The following is an 18,599-nucleotide window of genomic DNA, read 5'->3' as shown; positions in this document are numbered from 1 at the left end:
ACATCGCGGGCGCGAATCCCGCCGGGCGAACTATATCGGCCCCGGCAGGAATCGCGGCCGGCGGTTTCAGCCCGTCTCCGGGTGCACGATTAGGACTTCTCCGACCAACGTTCAACGCCGCGTCACGCCGCACTGGCCTGCTTCCTGCTTGAAAGCCTGTGGACGTCTGCCGGGTCTCCCCAAGACCCGGCCCAAAGGAGCCTTGTTTGCTGTTGCGGATGTTGGTTAGGATCGTATACAACTGACATACCAGAAACATAACAACAAACAAGACGCCGGCGGAAACGACCTATTCACAACAAAGGGAGCGGTAAAATGACGACTACGAATGCATCGGCTGCAACGTCACCATCCTCGCGATGGTATCAGTTGATCCTCGGCCTGATCGCGATGATGGCGATCTCCAGCCCTCAATATGTCTGGGCGCTGTTCACAGGCCCGCTTCGGGAAAAATTCAACGCGCCGCTGGCGGAAATCCAGGTCACGTTCTCGCTGCTCATCATGCTGCAGACCTTCCTGTCGCCTGCACAGGGTTACCTTGTCGACCGCTTCGGCCCGCGCGTGCTGCTGTCACTCGGCGCCGCCCTCACCGGCTTGAGCTGGGTTCTCGCCGCCAATGCCACCAGCGTGTTCGCGCTTTACATCACCTATGGCGTGCTCGGCGGCATCGGTACCGGCATCATCTATGTCGGCGTCGTCGGCATGATGGTGCAGTGGTTTCCTGACAAGCGCGGCCTTGCTGCGGGCCTCGTCGCGGCGGGCTACGGCTTCGGCGCGATCCTGACCACCTTCCCGATCTCCAACAGCCTCAACGCGAGCGGTCTGTCGCACACGCTGACCATGTACGGCATCATCTTCGGCGTCGTCGGCGTTCTTGCAGCGCTCGGCATGCGCCGTCCCGACAAGAACATGCCGCACGTCGCCGCCGATGCGACAGCGCACGGGCTCGTGCAGGAAACCCGCGACTATGAGCCGCGCGAAATGCTGCGGACTCCGATCTTCTGGCTGATGTTCGTCATGATGACGATGATGTCCACCTCGGGCCTCATGGTGATCTCGCAGATGGGCGCCTTCGCCAAGGACTTCGGCGTCAAGGACGCGCTGGTGTTCGGCCTCGCGGCGCTGCCGCTGGCGCTGACGATCGACCGTTTCACCAACGGCCTGACCCGTCCGTTCTTCGGCTGGGTGTCGGACAAGATCGGCCGCGAGAACACCATGCTCATCGCGTTCGGCATTGAAGGTATCGCGATGACGATCTGGCTGCTCTTTGCCCATCATCCGCTGACCTTCGTGTTGCTGTCCGGCGTGGTGTTTTTCGGCTGGGGCGAAATCTTCTCGCTGTTCCCCTCGACCCTCACCGACACGTTCGGCACCAAGAACGCCACCACCAATTACGGCTTCCTGTACATCGCGCAGGGTGTCGGTTCGGTGCTCGGCGGCCCGCTGGCGGCCGAACTGCACGAGATCACCGCATCGTGGAATGTGGTGTTCGGCGTCGTGATCGCGATGAACTTCCTCACCGCGTTCCTGGCAATCGCCGTTCTCAAGCCGATGCGCGCCAACCATCGCAAGCAGAATGCGACAAATGCCGCACTGGCGGCGCGGGGTAGCGCGGCCTAACAAGTATCCGCCGGGGCGCTCAATGCGCCCCGGCCCTTCTTTCACCCGAAGAATATCGAGTTCAAAGATGCTCCAGACTGTTCGCTCCACCCGCGGCATGGCCGTGGCTCCTCACGCACTGGCAGCGCAGGCCGCCGTCGATATCCTGCGCGCAGGCGGCAACGCCATCGAGGCGATGATCGCGGCAGCCTCCACCATCGCGGTGGTCTATCCCCACATGAACAGCATCGGCGGCGACGGTTTCTGGACGATTTCGTGCCCCGGCAAGCCCGTGGTTGCCATTGAGGCCTGCGGCGCGGCGGCTGGCAGCATTTCCAGCGACTACTACACCGCGAAAGGCTTCGCGAAGATTCCATCGCGCGGACCTGACTCAGCCAACACGGTCGCCGGCACCATCGGCGGCTGGCAGGCCGCACTCGACATCAGCAAGGAATGGGGTGGCCGCCTGCCGCTCGGGCGCCTGCTGGAAAACGCGATCTTCTACGCCGAGGACGGCATCGCCGTGACGCGCTCGCAAAGCGTCACCACCACCAAGAAGCTCGGCGAGTTGCAGGCCATTCCAGGTTTCGCCGAAACCTTTCTCGTCAATGGCAAGGTCCCGCAGGCCGGCGATCGGATGCGGCTGGCCCAGCTCGGCAAGACGCTGCGCGCACTGGCCGATGACGGCCTCGACAGCTTCTATCGTGGCCGCCTTGCCGCGAGCATCGCCAAGGAACTGAAAGCACTCGGCAGCCCGGTGTCGGCAGAGGATCTCGCAAAGTATCGTGCGACCGTCCGCAAGCCGCTCGTGCTCGAACACAGCCTCGGCCAGATCTACAACATGACGCCGCCGACGCAGGGCCTCGTCTCGCTCATCATCCTCGGCCTGCTCGACCGCCTCGACATCAACCGGTTCGGGCCGGAAAGCGCGGAATACATCCATTGCGTGGTGGAGGCGACCAAGCAGGCCTTCATGATCCGCGATAGCCACATCACCGACCTCGACTTCATGGACGCCGATCCGCAGTCGTTCCTCGCGCCGGATCATCTCGACAAGCTGACCACCGCGATCCGGATGGACAAGGCGCTGCCGTGGGGTCAGGGCAAGGGCCCCGCCGACACCGTATGGATGGGTGTGATCGATGGCGAAGGCCGCGCGGTCTCCTTCATCCAGAGCATCTATCACGAATACGGCAGCGGCATCGTGCTGTCGGAGACCGGCCTCAACTGGCAGAACCGCGGCTGCTCGTTCTCGCTCGATCCGCAGCACATCAACGCGCTCGCCCCGAACAAGAAGCCGTTCCACACGCTCAACCCCGCGCTCGCGCGTCTGAACGATGGCCGCGTCATGGTCTACGGCACGATGGGCGGCGACGGCCAGCCGCAGACCCAGGCTGCCGTGTTCACACGCTACGCCGTCTACAATCAGACCATGCAGGCCGCGATCACCGCGCCGCGCTGGCTGCTCGGTCGCACATGGGGCGACGACACCGACAGCCTGAAGCTGGAGGGCCGCTTTCCGGAAGAAACCCGCCGCAAGCTCGAAGCGCTCGGCCACGAGGTCGAGATGGTCGAGGACTTCGACGAGATCGTCGGCCATGCCGGCGGCATCGCGCGTTTCGCCAATGGCGTGCTCGAAGGCGGCAGCGATCCGCGCAGCAACGGCGGCGTCGCAGGCTTCTGACGAGGCTCATTCGCAGGGGCGCAGCGCGCGGCTGTGCCCCTGCGACGCGCGGCGAAGCAATCCGGGTGTCTCCTACCCCATCCGGATTGCTTCGCCCGCAACGACAATTTGCTATTTCGTGTCCCGCGGACGCACCACGCCCCAGCCAATCCGCAAGGGCTCCAGCCGCCCCTCAATCAGGCGATCGAACGTTCGCGGCACTTCAGCGACAAGACCGGGAAATGTTTTCGCAATCGCCTCCGGCGGCGCGCCGACCGTGTCGTGCGCACGCCAGACGATAAGGCCGCCGCCGGTGTTGATGGTGGCTGCGTCAACCCACGGCGTCTTGCCGTAAAGGCTCGAGAACAACACCTGCGGCCGCGACGACGCGCCGAGTCCGATCAGCGATGCGATCTCCGGATCTCCGGCGACAGCGGAGAGCGGGCGATTGGTCCGCAGCTTGTAATTGTCGGCGAAGAACTTGCCCATCGCGCGCGCGGGCAGCGAGGTCTGCGTCTCTGTGGCGTCGGTCCATGGCTGCACGAACACCGCCACCAGAACCACGATCACGGGCACGGCCATGGCCAACAGCCAGATCGTGCGCAGCACCTGCTGGCGGCGCAGATAAATCAGGTCGCCTCCCAGGATGACGGCGAAAAGGCCGATCAGCATCAGGGCCACGCCATCGCCCCCCGCGACATGATCGAGGCCGAACACCGGAGACGCGAGTACGAACAGCAGGGGCGGCAGAGCGCCGAAGAACACGACGAACTGACGCGCCAATGGCTCGACCGGCGGACGGAAAATCGCGGGCGCATTCTCGCCTTTCGGCTCGAAGATGCGCGCGTTCGCGACGATCAGCGCGACAACACCGAGCGCCGATAGCAGCAGCGCGCCGAACAGTTCACCCGACTGGCGCGCATAGACTTCGATCGACGTGAGCGCGGGATGCGGCAAGGGAGCGCCGCTGCGCGCCCGCCAGATCATGTAGGGCAGCGCGATGACGGCAATCACCAGTGCGCCGAACAATGGATCGATCGAGCGCAACGCCGCGCGGCCGCGTGCCGTGGCGAGCGCAAAGATCACGAGCAGAGCCAACAGCACCGGAGCCATCGCGGTGGTGAGGAACAGCAGCCCGATTTCGATCGACAACGCGAACCACGCGCCGCGTTGCCGCTCTCCGATCACCCGCCATGCATGCAGGAGCGTCAGTGCCCAGAGCGGCCGCGCCAAAACATCGGGGCCGAATTCCAGCCCCGGAAAACTGAAGGCCGCAATAGCCAGCGTCAGCAGCGCCGCAAGCACGCCCTGCTGCGCGCCGACCAGCGCACGTGCGAGCGCGAACACCGCCCCCATCATCACCACGAAGCAAATCTGCGCCAGCAGATACACGCCGAAAGCGTAACCGCCGACGGCACGGAATGCGATGTCCGCGAGCCAGAATGACAACGGCGGGCCGAGCGCGGTGCCGACCTGATATTCGCGGCCGAACGCCAGCACGGTGGGCACATCGCCGGGGGGACTGAGATAGAGAGCCGTTGGCACGATCAGCCACAACAGCGCGAGCGCGAGCACGGCGCTCCAGAAAATCCATCGCGGCTTGGCGCGGACGAGTTCGACGATCAGGGAGGTAAAGCGCATCGCGCGGGCGAACCGGGGCGGGAGGGCAAAAAGACCGTTCAGCGCTTGATAAAGGCCCGCGTCCGATCAGGCAACCTGAACGGCCGCCTCCTCCGCCACGATCACGACTTCCGTCGCTTCAAGCTGGGACAGGTCGGGCGGAACGGCCGCGCCATTGAGCCTGGCATGCGCCGCCGCCACGGGCGCGAAATACCGCCGGTGGTGCGGCGTCGGACCATGCAGCTCCAGCGCGGCCAGATGCCGGGGCACGCCGTAGCCCATGTGCGAATCGAAGCCATATTCGGGATGCACTCGAGCCAGCCGGCACATCAGGCGGTCGCGCGTCACCTTCGCCACGATCGAGGCCGCACCGATCGACAGCAGCAGTCCATCGCCGCCGATCACCGGCTCACAGCCGCACGGTACATCGATCCTGTCGCGGCCATCGACGAACACATGACGCGGCGCTTGCGGCAGCCCCTGCACCGCGCGCGCCAGCGCCCACAGCGAGGCGCGCAGGATATTGTCTCGGTCGATCCGCCATGGCGGCGCGGCGGCGACCGACACCATCGCGGTTGCGCAGATTTCCTCGAACAGCGCCTCGCGCGCTTCCACGGTGAGGCGCTTGGAATCGTCGATGCCCTTCGGGATGCGGTCGGGATCGAGGATCACGGCGGCGGCGACCACCGGCCCCGCGAGCGGCCCCCGCCCGACCTCGTCGCAACCCGCCACCGGCCAGATGCCCTGCTTCAGGAGCGCGCGCTCGCGGCGGAAGCTCGGACGCGTTGCGGCCGTGACCTTCGCAGGCTTCGCGGCGGCTTTCTCATTTACTGGGGGGTTGGTCCGACTCATGGCCGGACACTGAAACGAACGGGCGACTCCGGCAAGCCGGAACCTTCCGGATGTGCCCGTTATTCAACGCCAGGCTGCCCGTTCAAAACAGATCGAGTTGCTCTCCGCCTTTCGGCGGCTGCACGAAATGCGAGGTGGAGAGTTTCACCCGCTTGCGGTTGAGCCCCAGCCGTTCGCAGGCGATCTCGAAGCGGCGGCCGATCATCCATGCCATCGGCCCGGTGCCCTTCATCCGCGTGCCCCATTGCGAATCATAATCCTTGCCGCCGCGCATGTCGCGGATCAGCGTGAAGACGTGACGGTAACGGTCCGGGTAATTCGCAATCAGCCACTCGCGGAACAGGTCGCGCACCTCGAGCGGCAGGCGCAGCAGCGTGTAGTTCGCCTCCTTCACGCCGGCATGGGCGGCGGCATCGAGAATGCGCTCCATTTCGGAATCGTTGAGCGCGGGAATAAGCGGCGCGGTCATCACCACGGTCGGAATGCCCGCGGCGGAGAGTTGCCGCAACGCTTCCAGTCGCTTCGGCGGCGTCGAGGCCCGCGGCTCCATGGTGCGCGCGAGTTTCGGATCGAGCGAGGTCACCGAGATCGCCACCTTGGCGAGATTGCGCTCCGCCATCCGCGAAAGAATGTCGATATCGCGCGTCACCAGCGCCGATTTGGTGACGATGCCGACCGGATGACCGGTTCTTTCCAGCACCTCAAGAATACCGCGCATGATTTTGTGTTCACGCTCGATCGGCTGGTAGGGATCGGTGTTGGTGCCGATCGCCATGGTGCGCGGCTCGTAGCCCGAGGCCGTCAGCTCCTTTTCCAGAAGCGCGGGGGCATCCGGCTTCATGAACAGTTTGCTTTCGAAATCGAGGCCCGGCGACAGGCCGAGATAGGCATGGGTCGGCCGCGCGAAGCAGTACACGCAGCCGTGCTCGCAGCCGCGATAGGGATTGATCGAACGGTCGAAGCCGATGTCAGGCGAGTCGTTGCGCGAGATCACCTTGCGGGCGGTGTCGATCCCGACGCTGGTCTTGAACGGCGGCAGTTCGTCGAGGCTCTGCCAGCCGTCGTCGAATGCGGCGCGCGCCTCGGTTTCATATCGTCCGCTGGCGTTGGTCTGCGCGCCCCGGCCGCGGCGGCGCGCGGCGTCGATGGCAACGCCGATCTCGGCGAAGTCGGAGACAGCCCCTGCCGGGACGGGTGACGGGGAAGGAATCTGCGCAGCTTGCGAGGTTCTGGTCATGCCCCGAAGATAAGCTGCCTTCAGAACAAAACAAGAACATTTTTATGGCATCCCCAGCGGACCTCGCGCACCCACCCAGCGTTGTCGGCCCAGCGGGACATTGATTAAGGAGGATTCGATGAAGACATATTTCTTGGCGGCGGCGGCAATCGGCCTGGCGGCAGCGGGCCTCACCTCGGCAGGCGTCACGCCCGCGAAGGCCGGCACGGTCTGCCTGACCGATCAGGACAGCCCCAGCACCTATCGTTCGTGCGAGTTTTACAGCTTCCGCGCCTGCCGGGCGTCGTCTCGCGGTGTCGGCGGCTCGTGCGTGCGCAACCCGCGCGGCGATGACGGCGAGTATGGCTACATCGAAGGCCCATCGGTGGAGTTCGGTTCGGCCTATAATCGCTACGATGGTCCGATCTATCATCGCGGCTATTACGGACCCGGCTATCGCTGGTGAATTTTCAGCCGGCTGATCTTTTCGAAGGGGCGGAGCGATATATCGTTCCGCCCCTTTTTCGTGTGCTGCCACCCCCCCCACGCCTGCATATCGATCGTGGCGTTTATCTCCGCGAAATCGGTAGCCCCACCTATTGACGCAAGAGAAGCCAGGCATCCGCACGGGTTGTGTAACCCGTTTTGGGTATTCTCCCAGCGGAGCTTTAACAGAGCGGCCGCGTTACAGGCGGGGCATTTTTCACGAGGAGGATTCGATGAAGACGTATCTTCTGACAGCAGCAGCCCTCGGCTTGGCGGCAGCGAGCCTCACCACATTGGGCAGTACGCCTGCCAAGGCCGGCACGGTTTGTGTGACAGACAGCGACAGCCCGGTGGCCTCATGCGACTTCTACTCCTACGCCGCCTGCCAGGCGTACGCGCTCGGGGCTGGCGGCTCCTGTATGAACAACCCGTACGGCGATGATGGCCGCTACGGTTATATCGCAGGCCCGTCGTCCGAGCTCGGCATGGCCTATAATCGCTACAACGGTCCGATCTATCGCCGCGGCTACACACCCGGCCGCTGGTAGGCCTTGAGATATTAGAAGCAGACGAAGCAGAATATCTGCTTCGCCTGTCTCATATGATCTCTCCCGCGATGAGCCCTGCATGGGACGGGGTTCTTTAGCTGTACACAAAATGCTAAATGCATCGCCGTTCCTTTTGACGGTGGAGCCGCGCCCCAATGATCAGCATCGTGATCCCGACACAGGGCAATGAGTCCGAGACGGTCGCCACGCTCTCGGCGCTGGTGCCGGGCTCGGCCGCGGGCATGGTGCGCGACGTCGTGCTGGTCGACCGCGGAGGCGCTGGCGACATCGCGCGCGTCGCCGATGTCGCGGGCTGCCGCTTTCTCACGTTCGATGGCTCGCGCGCCGATGCGATCGCGGCGGGCGTCAAACTCACACGCGGCTCCTGGCTGATGTTCCTGCATGCGGGCGCGGTGCTCGAATCCGGCTGGATCGACGAGACCGCGCAGTTCATCGAAAACGTCGGCGTCAGCGGTCGCCGCCGTGCCGGTGTTTTCCGCTACGCACGCTCGCCCTATGCCGAAGGCGGTGTCACGCATGCCATGCAGCAGATCGCCCGCGCAGTCACAGGCCCTTCCGCCAATCAGGGATTGTTGATCGCGCGTGACCATTACGACCAGCTCGGCGGTTACGCGCCGGGCGCACGCAGCGCGGAATCGAAGCTGCTGTCGAAGATCGGCCGCTCGGGCCGCGCGATCTTGCGCACGCGAATTTTCGTGCCCGCTTGAGTTACTTCGCCTGCGCCTTACCGCGCTTCAGATGCTCGTCGAGACGCGGCATGATCTCCACAAAGTTGCACGGCCGCGTGCGGTAATCGAGCTGATGCGCGAGGATGCCATCCCAGCCGTCGCGGCAGGCGCCCGGTGATCCCGGCAACGCGAAGATGAATGTCGTGCCCGCAACACCGGCGGTCGCACGGCTCTGGATCGTGGACGTTCCGATCTTGGCATGACTGAGCATATGAAAGGCGATGGAGAATCCATCCATCCGCTTGTCGAACAGTGGTTCGACCGCCTCCGGCGTCACGTCGCGCCCGGTGAAGCCGGTGCCGCCCGTCGTCACCACCACATCGACGCCATCGTCCGCGATCCAGCGTTTCAACTGCGCCTGAATCTTTTCAACGTCGTCGGTAACGATCTCGCGCGCGGCGAGATGATGCCCCGCAGCCTGGATCCGGTCCGCCAGCGTCGTGCCTGACTTGTCGTCGGCAAGCGAACGCGAATCCGAAATCGTCAGCACCGCGATGTTGAGCGGAATGAATGGCTTCGACTGATCAAGGCTCGTCATCTCAAAGCGAGCCCGCGCCGAAAGTATTGCACGCCGCCACGCTGCCTTGCTGGTAGCCGGTCATGAACCAGCGCTTGCGCTGTTCGGCCGAGCCATGCGTGAACGAATCCGGCACCACGCGGCCCTGCATCTTCCGTTGCAGCGTATCGTCGCCGATCGCCGACGCCGTGCGCAGCGCGCCGTCGATGTCGCCCGGCTCGATGAAGCCCGGCCGCTTCTTCTCCTCGCGATTGACCCAGACGCCGGAAAGGCAATCCGCCTGCAACTCGACCTTGACCTGGATCGCATTGGCCTCCGCCTTGCTGCCCGCCTGCTGTTGCAGCGCGTGCGCCTTGTCGAGGATGCCGAGCAGGTTCTGGATGTGATGGCCCGCCTCATGCGCGATGATGTAGGCAGCGGTGAACTTGCAGGCGCTCCCCTGACAGCCACCGAATTTCGTCTCGATCTCGCGGAAGAAGCCGGTATCGAGGAAAATCTGCCGGTCGGGCGGACAATAGAACGGCCCCATCGCCGATTGCGCCATGCCGCAGCGGCCGCCATTGGTGGCGTTGCGGAACAGGACGATGCGCGGACCCTTGTAGGTTCGGCCACTGGCCGAGAAGATTTCGTCCCAGCGATCGTCGACCTCGCCGAGCACGCCGGCGATCATGCTGCCCATCTCGTCGGTCGGTGCACCACGCTTGGCCTGCGAGGACGGCCGGTCGCTCTGATAGCTTGGCGCCCCTCCGCCGCCAGTGAGGATTTCCGCGCCGCCGATCAGAATGCGCGGGTCGATGCCGACAGCCCAGCCGATCAGGCCGAGCACCACCACCGTGCCGATGCCAAGGCGGCCGCCGCCGCCCATCGGGAACCCGAAGCCCCCGCCTCCGCCGCCAAAACCGCCACCGCTGTCATCGCGCCGGTCGTCGATATCGTCGCTGCGGCGGAAATCGTCATAACGCATCGGTTTCTCCTCGGGGCCTTACATCTTCATAACGGCCGGCGGCGGGAATCGCCTGCTGCATGATGCAACAGGGACTGCGCTCGGACGCGGATTTTAACGCCCCCGGCAATTCTTGCCTAGTCAAACGAAACAGGTCAGTCGTGCACTGGCCTACTGGAATACACCGCTCGCGCGCGATCATCCCGCACAGCGTGGCGTCGTTCATTCTCTTTCGTTCGCGGCACACGATGGAATCGATTTCGATCCCACGACAATGAAATGATTTTTGCGGCAACGAAAGATGTTCGCAGTTAAGTCGATTTTTACCTTGGACATTCATGGTGATGACAAGTCGGATTTGTTGGTCCCGCGTCGCCGACTGCGTCGCCTGAGTCAGGTTTTGAGTCATGGTTGTGTCGCGTCGCGGGGCGTCTGCAAAGGCGCCCCGCACTAATTTTGAAACCTCGCCATCCTCGCGCATCGTCATCGGCGATTGCGTCGCGGAGATGACGAAACTGCCTGCGAGCTCCGTTGATTTGGTGTTCGCCGATCCTCCTTACAATCTGCAGCTCAAGGGCGAATTGAAGCGTCCCGACGAGTCGCATGTCGATGCGGTGAATAACGACTGGGACAAGTTCTCGTCGTTCGCCGCCTATGACGATTTCACGCGCGCATGGCTGCTGGCCGCGCGCCGCGCCATGAAGCCGTCTGCAACAATCTGGGTGATCGGCTCCTATCACAACATCTTCCGCGTCGGCGCGATCATGCAGGATCTGGGCTTCTGGATTCTCAACGACATCGTGTGGCGCAAGACCAACCCGATGCCGAACTTCCGCGGCCGCCGTTTCACCAACGCGCACGAGACCATGATCTGGGCGGCGCGCGATGAATCGACGAAATACACCTTCAACTACGATGCACTGAAGGCCGCCAACGAGGACGTGCAGGCACGTTCCGACTGGCTGATCCCGCTGTGCACCGGTGACGAGCGCCTCAAGGGCAAGGATGGGAAGAAAGTGCATCCGACGCAGAAGCCGGAAGGCCTGCTCGCGCGCGTGCTGCTGTCGTCATCAAAACCCGGCGACCTCGTGATCGATCCGTTCAACGGCACCGGCACCACCGGCGCGGTCGCGAAACGCCTTGGCCGCAGCTATATCGGCTTCGAGCGCGACAAGACCTACGCTGCGGCGGCCGAAAAACGCATCGCCGCCGTCGAGCCGCTACCGGAAGCGACGCTTGCCCCGTTCCTGACCGCGCGCGATGCCCCGCGCGTGGCCTTCTCCGAATTGATCGAGCGCGGCATGATCTCGCCGGGCGCCAAGCTCGTGGACTCGAAGAAGAAACATGCCGCTCTGGTGCGCGCCGACGGCGCCATCATGCTCGGCGACAAGGTCGGCTCGATCCATCGCATGGGCGCGGTGGCGCAGGGCTCGGAAGCCTGCAACGGCTGGTCGTTCTGGCACGTCGAGACCAAGAAGGGCCTGCGCCTGATCGATGAACTGCGCGCCGAAATCCGCCGCGAGATGCAGACGGCCTAAGCCGCAAACAATCGTGAAAACGAAAAACGGACGCCTCGCGGCGTCCGTTTTCATTTGGCCTTCGTGGACAGAGGCCTCAGGCCTTCTGCTCGGCCAGCACCTTCTGCACCGCCGGACGCTCCTTCATGCGCTCGCGATGCGCCGTGATCTTCGGAAATTCCGCAAGATCGACGCCATCATTCTTCGCCCAGCTTGAGACCGTGAACAGGTACGGGTCGCAGACGGTGTAGCTCTCGCCCATCACCCACGGCCCGCGCAGCATCTTGCTCTCGATCATGGCCATGCCGGCGCGCATGTTCTCCGGCACCTTGCGTCTCATGTCCTCGAACGACGTCTCCTCGCTCGCCCAGCGCGCGCCGCGCATCTTGTGTGAGTGGGAAATGTGCACGCCCGAGCACAGATAGCTGTTAAAGGCCTGCACCTGCGCGAAAGCGAACGCATCGCTCAGGGGTGCAAGATTCGCCTTGGGAAAGCTCTGCGCGATGAAAGCGAGAATGGCGGGCGTCTCGGTCAGCACGCCCTGATCCGTCACCAGCGCGGGCACCCGGCCCTTGGGATTGATCGCAAGATAGTCCGGTGAGTTCTGCTGGTTGGCCTTCATGTCGATACGGTCGGTCGTGTAATCCGCACCGGCTTCTTCGAGGGCGATGTGCGAGGCCAGCGCGCACGTTCCAACCCCGTAGTAAAGTTTAAGCATCTTCATTTCTCTCCCAGTCCGTGCGCAATCACCTTGCGCATCACGTTCGGCAACGCCTCGTCTTTGAGCGTCGCGATTTTCACCCAGCGCATTCCATGCGGCGCTTTGGTTCGCGACGCTACTTTGCCCACATAAACGGACAACTCCAATGGAAAGTGCGTGAACACATGCGTCACAGTCCCGGTCTTGCGGTGCCAGCGCGCAAGACCTTTCACGGCGGGGGCCTGAGCACGCGCAATCGTCTCATCATGTGCGACAAGCCAGTCCGAACCCGGCACTTCGGTCATGCCGCCGAGCAGACCTTTTTCGGGCCGCGTGCGCACCAGCACCTCATCGCCACGCATAACGATAAACGCAGCACCTCGCCGCAACGCGCCGGTCTTCTTCGGCGCCTTGCGCGGAAATGTCTCCTGCTCGCCGCGAATGCGCGCGAGACAATTATCGTTCAGCGGACACAGCGCGCAGGCTGGCTTCTTCGGCGTGCAGATCGTGGCGCCGAGATCCATCAGCGCCTGCGCGGAATCGCCCGCGCGCGAGGTGCCGAGCAGCGTCGTCGCCAGCCGCTGAATCTCGGGCTTAGCTTTTGGCAGTTCATCTTCCACTGCATAAAGTCGCGACACCACGCGCTCGATGTTGCCGTCCACCGGCATGGTCTGCCGCCCGAACGCGATCGCCGCAATCGCCGCCGCCGTATAGGGGCCGATGCCGGGCAGTTCGCGCAGCCCTTCTTCGCTGTCGGGAAACGCGCCGCCATGCTCGCGCGCCACCGCCACAGCACAGGCGTAAAGATTGCGCGCCCGCGAATAGTAGCCGAGCCCCGCCCACATCCGAAGCACATCATCAAGGGACGCCGCCGCCATGTGGGTGACGTTTGGCCAGCGGTCGATGAATTTCAGAAAGTATGGGCCGACCGCCTTCACGGTGGTCTGCTGCAACATGATCTCCGACAGCCACACCCGGTAGGGATCGGGTGTCTCTCCCGGCAGCGCACGCCATGGCAGCAACCGGCGATGACGATCGTACCAACGCAGCAGCAGTTCCGCGCGCGGCACGGATTTCTCCGGACCGGATGCCGTGACTTTGTTTCGCCGCGCCGCACCTGATAAGGTCATCAGACTTCTTAGGCACCCCAGGCAATCATGAGCAAGCCCGGCCCGCTCACCTCCAAGCCGTTATCCGCGCTTCTCGCGGGCATCTTCAACGATGCCTTCAAGCGGCAGGGCTTTGCCTCGCGCGAGTTGGTGACGCGCTGGAGCGAGATCGTCGGCCGCGACATCGCCGCCTATGCCGAGCCTTTGAAAATCCAGTGGCAGCGTCCCATCGAAGGCCAGCCGGAAATCCCGGCCACGCTGATCCTGCGCGTGGAAGGGCCGCGCGCGCTGGAAATCCAGCATTCCTCGACCGTCATTCTGGAACGGGTGAATCGCTTCTTCGGCTGGAATGCGGTCGGCAAGATCGCGCTCCGGCAGGCGCCGCTCGTCCACCGGGAAAAGCGAAAGACCAAAAAGCCGCCCAGCGAGGCAGCCGTGGCCGAGGAGGCCCGCGATCTGGAGGCCGTGGACGACGACAATCTGCGCACCGCGATCGCGCGGCTCGGCGCCTCGATCAAGCGAAATTGACGCCTTCCAAGCGGGCGTGATGCCCCCGGCATTGCCACAATTGCGGTTTCAAGCTAGCAGACAACCCTCATCCGCGCGGCTGCCGCGCAACGCCAATCCGGAGTTTCCAGCGATGATTACGCGCCGTACCTTCAATACCGCTCTGGCTTTCGCAGGCACCGCGGCCGCGATCGGCGTATCGCCCTGGAAACTGATCTCGATGGCCGTCGCACAGGAGCCGGCGCAGATCGCCAAGCCGAGCACGCTCGGCGACATGGCGCTCGGCTCCAAGGACGCACCGGTGACGATCATCGAATACGCCTCGATGACCTGCCCGCATTGCGCGGCGTTCGAGAAGGAAGTCTTCCCGCAGCTCAAGTCGGCCTATATCGACACCGGCAAAGTAAAGTTCATCTTCCGCGAATTCCCGCTCGATCAGGTCGCGCTCGCCGCCTCCGCGCTGGCGCGCTGCGTCGCCAAGGACGATTCGAACAAGTACTTCGCCATTATCAGCATCCTGTTCAACCAGCAGGCCGACCTGCAGACCCAGGCATTCGAGACCATCAACCGCGTCGGCAAGCAGGCCGGTTTCAGCGAGGCGATGATCAAGGCCTGCGTGCAGGACGACCTCACGGTGCAGAAGGGCATCCTCGCCGACCGTGAATACGCCAACAAGACGCTGAAGATCGACTCCACGCCGAGCTTCTTCATCAACGGCAAGCTGGTGAAGGGCGAAACCTCCTTCGACAGCTTCAAGGGCATGATCGACCCGCTGCTCAAGAGCTGAGGTCTTTCCACCCCGGCTCTGGAACCGGCGCCCCCGGGACAGGCGGTATTGAGCCCTTTTGTTCGCTTTTCCTTCTCATGGAACCCGGAAAAGCGCCGTAAAACCGTTGGAAAATCGACCAGAATCCCCCGGAAACGGGCGCGCAGGCGTTGCCCTGCCCCCGCCCGCTGGCCATTGTCCGGCCTGAACGGCGGGTTTGGGCGATTCGCTCCTGCTCCCGGTCGCCGGATGGGAATGACATCCGCAATGGATTTGGTACGGCAGGCCGTTTGTGCGGCCGCCAACAGAGTAAGTCTCGCATGAAACTGACGCGCCTTCGCCTGCATGGATTCAAATCGTTCGTCGAGGCGACCGATTTCCTGATCGAGCCCGGCCTAACCGGCGTTGTCGGCCCGAACGGCTGCGGCAAATCCAATCTGGTCGAAGCGCTGCGCTGGGCGATGGGCGAGACGTCCTACAAGTCGCTGCGCGCCGCCGACATGGACGCGGTGATCTTCTCCGGCTCCGGCAACCGCCCCGCGCGCAACCATGCCGAAGTGGTGATGACGATCGACAATTCGGATCGTTCCGCGCCTTCGTCGATGAACGATTCCGAACTGCTGGAAGTGTCGCGCCGCATCGAGCGTGAAGCAGGCTCGGTCTACCGGATCAACGGCAAGGACGTTCGTGCGCGCGACGTGCAGATTCTGTTCGCCGATGCCGCGACCGGCGCGCGTTCGCCTGCCCTCGTCCATCAGGGCAAGATCGGCGAGATCATTCAGGCCCGTCCCGACCAGCGCCGCCGCGTGCTGGAAGACGCCGCCGGCGTTGCCGGCCTTCACGCCCGTCGCCACGAGGCCGAGTTGCGCCTCAAAGCCGCCGAGACCAACCTCACCCGCGTCGAAGACGTGATCGGCCAGCTCGCAAGCCAGATCGACGGCCTGAAGCGGCAGGCGCGGCAGGCGATCCGCTATCGCGAAGTGCAGGCCAAGGTCCGCAAGGCCGAGGCGCTGCTGTTTCATCTGCGCTGGCTGCAAGCCAACGAGGACGTCGCCGAATCCGGCCGCACCCATGATCTTGCCGTGCGCGAGCAGGCCGAGCGTGTTCAGCACCAGGCCGAAGCTGCACGCATCCAGGCGATCCGCGCCTCGGAGCTGCCCGCGCTGCGCGAGAACGAAGCCCGCGCCGCCGCCGGTCTGCAACGCCTCACCAACGCGCGCGACATGCTCGACCGCGAGGAGGAGCGCGCCAAGGAGCGCGCCGCCGAGCTTGACCGCCGCCTGACGCAGTTTACCGCCGACATCGAGCGCGAACAGCGCCAGCTCTCCGATGCCGACGTCGCCATGCAACGGCTCGATTCCGAGGAAGCAATCCTCAAGGAAGAAATCAAGTCGCGCGTCGAGAAGCGCAGCGGCGCAGACGCCAAGGTGTCGGAAGCCGATGAAGCGCTGGCCGCTGCCGAGCGCACTTTCTCCGAACTCACCACCGCGCTGGCCGATCTCACCGCGCGCCGCCGCCAGTTCGAAAACAATGTCCGCACCCACGCGGAACGCCTCGCGCGCATCGATCAGGAAATCGCCAGCGTCAACCGCGATGTCGAGAAGCTGGACGCCGAGACCGGCAGTCTCGCCAATCTCGAAACGCTGGCACAGGCGATGGCCGCCGCGCAGGAAACCCTCGCGCAGTCTGCCAGCACGGTGCAGACGAGCGAAGCCGCGCAGGTCGCGGCGCGCGCCAAGCTCGATGGCTCGCGCGCACCCGTGGTGGAAGCCGACAAGCGCGTGCAGCGCCTTGAGACCGAAGCCAAGACCATCGCCAAGCTCGTCACCAGCGAGACCAAGAACCTGTGGCCATCGATCATCGACGGCGTCAGCGTCGCCAAGGGCTACGAGAAGGCGCTGGGTGCCGCGCTCGGTGACGATCTCGATGCGCCGACCGATGCCTCCGCGCCACTGCGCTGGTCGAACCTCGGCGTGATGGCGGACGATCCGGCGTTGCCGGACGGCGTCGAGGCGCTCGCGACCCACGTCAACGCGCCGCCGGAACTGGCGCGGCGTCTCGCGCAAATCGGCGTCGTCAGCCGCGAGCGGGGCGCAGAACTGGTGAGCCGGCTGAAGACCGGCCAGCGGCTTGTCTCCACCGAAGGCGATCTGTGGCGCTGGGACGGTTTCATCGCGGGTGCACATGCGCCAACCGGCGCGGCGCGGCGTCTCGCCGAACGCGCGCGTCTTGCCGACATTGAACACGAACTGGAGCAGGCTCGCGCCGACGCCACCGCCAAGCGGCAGGCGCTGGAAGCCGCCGAATCCGAACTAAAGTTTGCCGCCGCCGCCGAATCGGCCGCGCGTGAATCCGCCCGTGCCGCGCAACGCGACGCCGATGCCGCGCGCGAACGTCACGCGAGCGCCGAGCGCGAAATCAATCGCCACGCCGCGCGCCGCTCCGCGCTCGCGGAGGCGCAGACACGTCTTGCCGCCGACCGCACCGAGGCGGACAGCGCCCATAGCGTGGCGACGCAGGCCGTCGCCGAACTGCCAGCAAGCGACGAGACCGAGGCTCAGTTGGCCACCGCGCGCGCCGGGATGGACGAGAAGCGCCAGAGTGCCGCGCAGGTGCGCGCCGAGGCGCAGGCGCTCGCCCGCGAAGCTGAACTGGCCGACCGCCGTGTGCAGGCCATCGCCTCCGAGCGCAACGAGTGGCAGTCCCGCAAGACCAACGCCACTACGCAGATCGCCACCATCGAGGAGCGCACCGCCGAGGTGAAGGCGGAGCGCGCGCAGCTCGAGGACGCGCCGGCGCAGTTCGCCGAGAAGCGCCGCGGCATCATCAGCGAAATCGAGACCGCCGAAGCCGCCCGCCGCGAAGCCGCCGATGCGCTTGCAGCCGCCGAAAGCCTGATGGCGGAAACCGACAAGGCCGCCCGCGCCACGCTCGAAGCGTTGTCCGCCGCGCGCGAAGCCACCGCCCGCGCCGAGGAGCGCATGGAGGCGACCCGCCGCCGCCTCGAAGACATCGAGCGCGAAATCCACGACACTCTTGAGGTCGAGCCGCACGCTGTTGCCGCGATGGCCGAAGTGACGCCCGAGACCGAATTGCCGGACATTGCTTCCGCCGAGATCGATGTCGAAAAGCTGCGCCGCGACCGCGACCGGCTCGGCAACGTCAACCTGCTTGCCGAGCAGGAACTGCGCGAGATCGAAACGCAGCACACCGGCCTTACCACCGAGCGCGACGACCTCGTGGAAGCCATCAAGAAGCTGCGCACCGGCATCCAGAGCCTCAACAAGGAAGCCCGCGAGCGCCTGCTGACCTCGTTCGAAACAGTGAACAATCACTTCAAGCGGCTGTTCACCGAACTGTTCGGCGGCGGCCAGGCCGAACTCCAACTGATCGAGAGCGACGACCCGCTGGAAGCGGGCCTCGAAATCATCGCCAAGCCACCCGGCAAGAAGCCGCAGTCGCTGTCGCTCCTGTCCGGCGGCGAGCAGGCGCTGACGGCGCTGGCGCTGATCTTCGCGGTGTTCCTGACCAACCCGTCGCCGATCTGCGTGCTGGACGAAGTCGACGCACCACTCGACGACCACAATGTCGAGCGGTTCTGCAACCTGCTGCATGAGATGACCGGCTCGACCGAGACGCGCTTCATCATCATCACGCACAACCCGATCACGATGGCGCGCATGAACCGGCTGTTCGGCGTCACCATGGCCGAGCGCGGCGTGTCGCAGCTCGTGTCGGTCGATCTTGACGGCGCGATGAAGGTGCTCGACCAGAACGTGGCATAGCGCGCGGGCGCGGGGATCTAGG

At 64.6% G+C, this 18,599-nt stretch carries 17 protein-coding genes; 9 read left to right on the top strand and 8 right to left on the bottom strand.

Going from position 1 to position 18,599, the window contains the following annotated elements:
• Positions 1 to 315: 315 nt before the first annotated feature.
• Positions 316 to 1,620, top strand: a complete 1,305-nt coding sequence (gene oxlT / locus AFIDRAFT_RS14905) for an oxalate/formate MFS antiporter (RefSeq protein ID WP_009340370.1) — start codon at positions 316 to 318, stop codon at positions 1,618 to 1,620.
• Positions 1,621 to 1,687: 67 nt separating this feature from the next.
• Positions 1,688 to 3,283 carry a gamma-glutamyltransferase family protein gene (locus AFIDRAFT_RS14900; RefSeq protein WP_009340368.1) on the top strand — a complete coding sequence of 532 codons (1,596 nt, stop codon included), beginning with the start codon at positions 1,688 to 1,690 and terminating at the stop codon, positions 3,281 to 3,283.
• A 111-nt stretch (positions 3,284 to 3,394) separates the two neighbouring features.
• On the opposite strand, the gene AFIDRAFT_RS14895 is transcribed toward AFIDRAFT_RS14900, so the two are convergent.
• From AFIDRAFT_RS14895 to AFIDRAFT_RS14885, 3 genes are all read right to left on the bottom strand, one after another.
• Complete coding sequence (locus AFIDRAFT_RS14895) at positions 3,395 to 4,903, bottom strand: glycosyltransferase family 39 protein (protein WP_009340366.1); 1,509 nt, start codon at positions 4,901 to 4,903, stop codon at positions 3,395 to 3,397.
• Between the two features lie 66 nt (positions 4,904 to 4,969).
• The gene (gene rnhB / locus AFIDRAFT_RS14890) at positions 4,970 to 5,734 is read right to left on the bottom strand and encodes a ribonuclease HII (RefSeq protein ID WP_009340364.1); all 765 of its coding nucleotides are present in this window, start codon (positions 5,732 to 5,734) and stop codon (positions 4,970 to 4,972) included.
• A gap of 82 nt (positions 5,735 to 5,816) precedes the next feature.
• Complete coding sequence (locus tag AFIDRAFT_RS14885; RefSeq protein ID WP_009340363.1) at positions 5,817 to 6,971, bottom strand: PA0069 family radical SAM protein; 1,155 nt, start codon at positions 6,969 to 6,971, stop codon at positions 5,817 to 5,819.
• A gap of 118 nt (positions 6,972 to 7,089) precedes the next feature.
• On the opposite strand from AFIDRAFT_RS14885, the gene AFIDRAFT_RS14880 reads away from it, so the two are divergent.
• From AFIDRAFT_RS14880 to AFIDRAFT_RS14870, 3 genes are all read left to right on the top strand, one after another.
• Complete coding sequence (locus AFIDRAFT_RS14880; RefSeq protein ID WP_009340362.1) at positions 7,090 to 7,416, top strand: DUF3551 domain-containing protein; 327 nt, start codon at positions 7,090 to 7,092, stop codon at positions 7,414 to 7,416.
• A gap of 253 nt (positions 7,417 to 7,669) precedes the next feature.
• Complete coding sequence (locus tag AFIDRAFT_RS14875) at positions 7,670 to 7,984, top strand: DUF3551 domain-containing protein (protein WP_009340361.1); 315 nt, start codon at positions 7,670 to 7,672, stop codon at positions 7,982 to 7,984.
• 155 nt (positions 7,985 to 8,139) lie between these two features.
• On the top strand, positions 8,140 to 8,712 hold the full coding sequence (locus AFIDRAFT_RS14870; protein WP_009340360.1) for a glycosyltransferase family protein: 573 nt from the start codon (positions 8,140 to 8,142) through the stop codon (positions 8,710 to 8,712).
• 1 nt (position 8,713) lies between these two features.
• Here AFIDRAFT_RS14870 and moaB read toward each other — a convergent pair whose 3' ends face one another.
• Genes moaB through AFIDRAFT_RS19855 form a run of 3 tightly spaced genes read right to left on the bottom strand, consistent with a single transcriptional unit; the run spans position 8,714 to position 10,602 of the window.
• Positions 8,714 to 9,271 (bottom strand): molybdenum cofactor biosynthesis protein B, encoded by a 558-nt coding sequence (gene moaB / locus AFIDRAFT_RS14865; RefSeq protein WP_009340359.1) that lies wholly within the window; start codon positions 9,269 to 9,271, stop codon positions 8,714 to 8,716.
• 1 nt (position 9,272) lies between these two features.
• Entirely contained in the window at positions 9,273 to 10,214 is a 942-nt protein-coding gene (gene ypfJ / locus AFIDRAFT_RS14860) for a KPN_02809 family neutral zinc metallopeptidase (RefSeq protein WP_009340358.1), read from the bottom strand.
• Positions 10,204 to 10,602: a hypothetical protein gene (locus AFIDRAFT_RS19855; RefSeq protein ID WP_156786907.1), complete on the bottom strand. Its 399-nt coding sequence runs from the start codon at positions 10,600 to 10,602 to the stop codon at positions 10,204 to 10,206. Before AFIDRAFT_RS19855 ends, ypfJ begins: the two co-directional genes overlap by 11 nt.
• Here AFIDRAFT_RS19855 and AFIDRAFT_RS14855 point away from each other — a divergent pair.
• Positions 10,601 to 11,731, top strand: a complete 1,131-nt coding sequence (locus AFIDRAFT_RS14855) for a site-specific DNA-methyltransferase (RefSeq protein ID WP_009340357.1) — start codon at positions 10,601 to 10,603, stop codon at positions 11,729 to 11,731. The two genes, AFIDRAFT_RS19855 and AFIDRAFT_RS14855, sit on opposite strands and share 2 nt — an antisense overlap.
• Positions 11,732 to 11,807: 76 nt before the next feature.
• Here AFIDRAFT_RS14855 and AFIDRAFT_RS14850 read toward each other — a convergent pair whose 3' ends face one another.
• Together AFIDRAFT_RS14850 and mutY are read right to left on the bottom strand one after the other, a co-directional pair.
• Positions 11,808 to 12,428: a glutathione S-transferase family protein gene (locus tag AFIDRAFT_RS14850; RefSeq protein ID WP_009340356.1), complete on the bottom strand. Its 621-nt coding sequence runs from the start codon at positions 12,426 to 12,428 to the stop codon at positions 11,808 to 11,810.
• A 2-nt stretch (positions 12,429 to 12,430) separates the two neighbouring features.
• On the bottom strand, positions 12,431 to 13,540 hold the full coding sequence (mutY, locus tag AFIDRAFT_RS14845) for an A/G-specific adenine glycosylase (RefSeq protein WP_040298499.1): 1,110 nt from the start codon (positions 13,538 to 13,540) through the stop codon (positions 12,431 to 12,433).
• A 27-nt stretch (positions 13,541 to 13,567) separates the two neighbouring features.
• On the opposite strand from mutY, the gene AFIDRAFT_RS14840 reads away from it, so the two are divergent.
• From AFIDRAFT_RS14840 to smc, 3 genes are all read left to right on the top strand, one after another.
• Positions 13,568 to 14,047 (top strand): DUF721 domain-containing protein, encoded by a 480-nt coding sequence (locus tag AFIDRAFT_RS14840; RefSeq protein WP_009340353.1) that lies wholly within the window; start codon positions 13,568 to 13,570, stop codon positions 14,045 to 14,047.
• 112 nt (positions 14,048 to 14,159) lie between these two features.
• Complete coding sequence (locus AFIDRAFT_RS14835; RefSeq protein WP_009340351.1) at positions 14,160 to 14,813, top strand: DsbA family protein; 654 nt, start codon at positions 14,160 to 14,162, stop codon at positions 14,811 to 14,813.
• A gap of 299 nt (positions 14,814 to 15,112) precedes the next feature.
• The gene (gene smc / locus AFIDRAFT_RS14830; RefSeq protein WP_009340349.1) at positions 15,113 to 18,577 is read left to right on the top strand and encodes a chromosome segregation protein SMC; all 3,465 of its coding nucleotides are present in this window, start codon (positions 15,113 to 15,115) and stop codon (positions 18,575 to 18,577) included.
• The last annotated feature ends 22 nt before the right edge of the window (positions 18,578 to 18,599 follow it).

The organism is Afipia sp. 1NLS2, from assembly GCF_000178995.1.
In the GTDB taxonomy this organism is placed as follows: Bacteria; Pseudomonadota; Alphaproteobacteria; order Rhizobiales; family Xanthobacteraceae; genus Afipia.
Note: the sequence above shows the minus strand (reverse complement) of the source record. Positions and strands in the feature narration are given on the sequence as shown.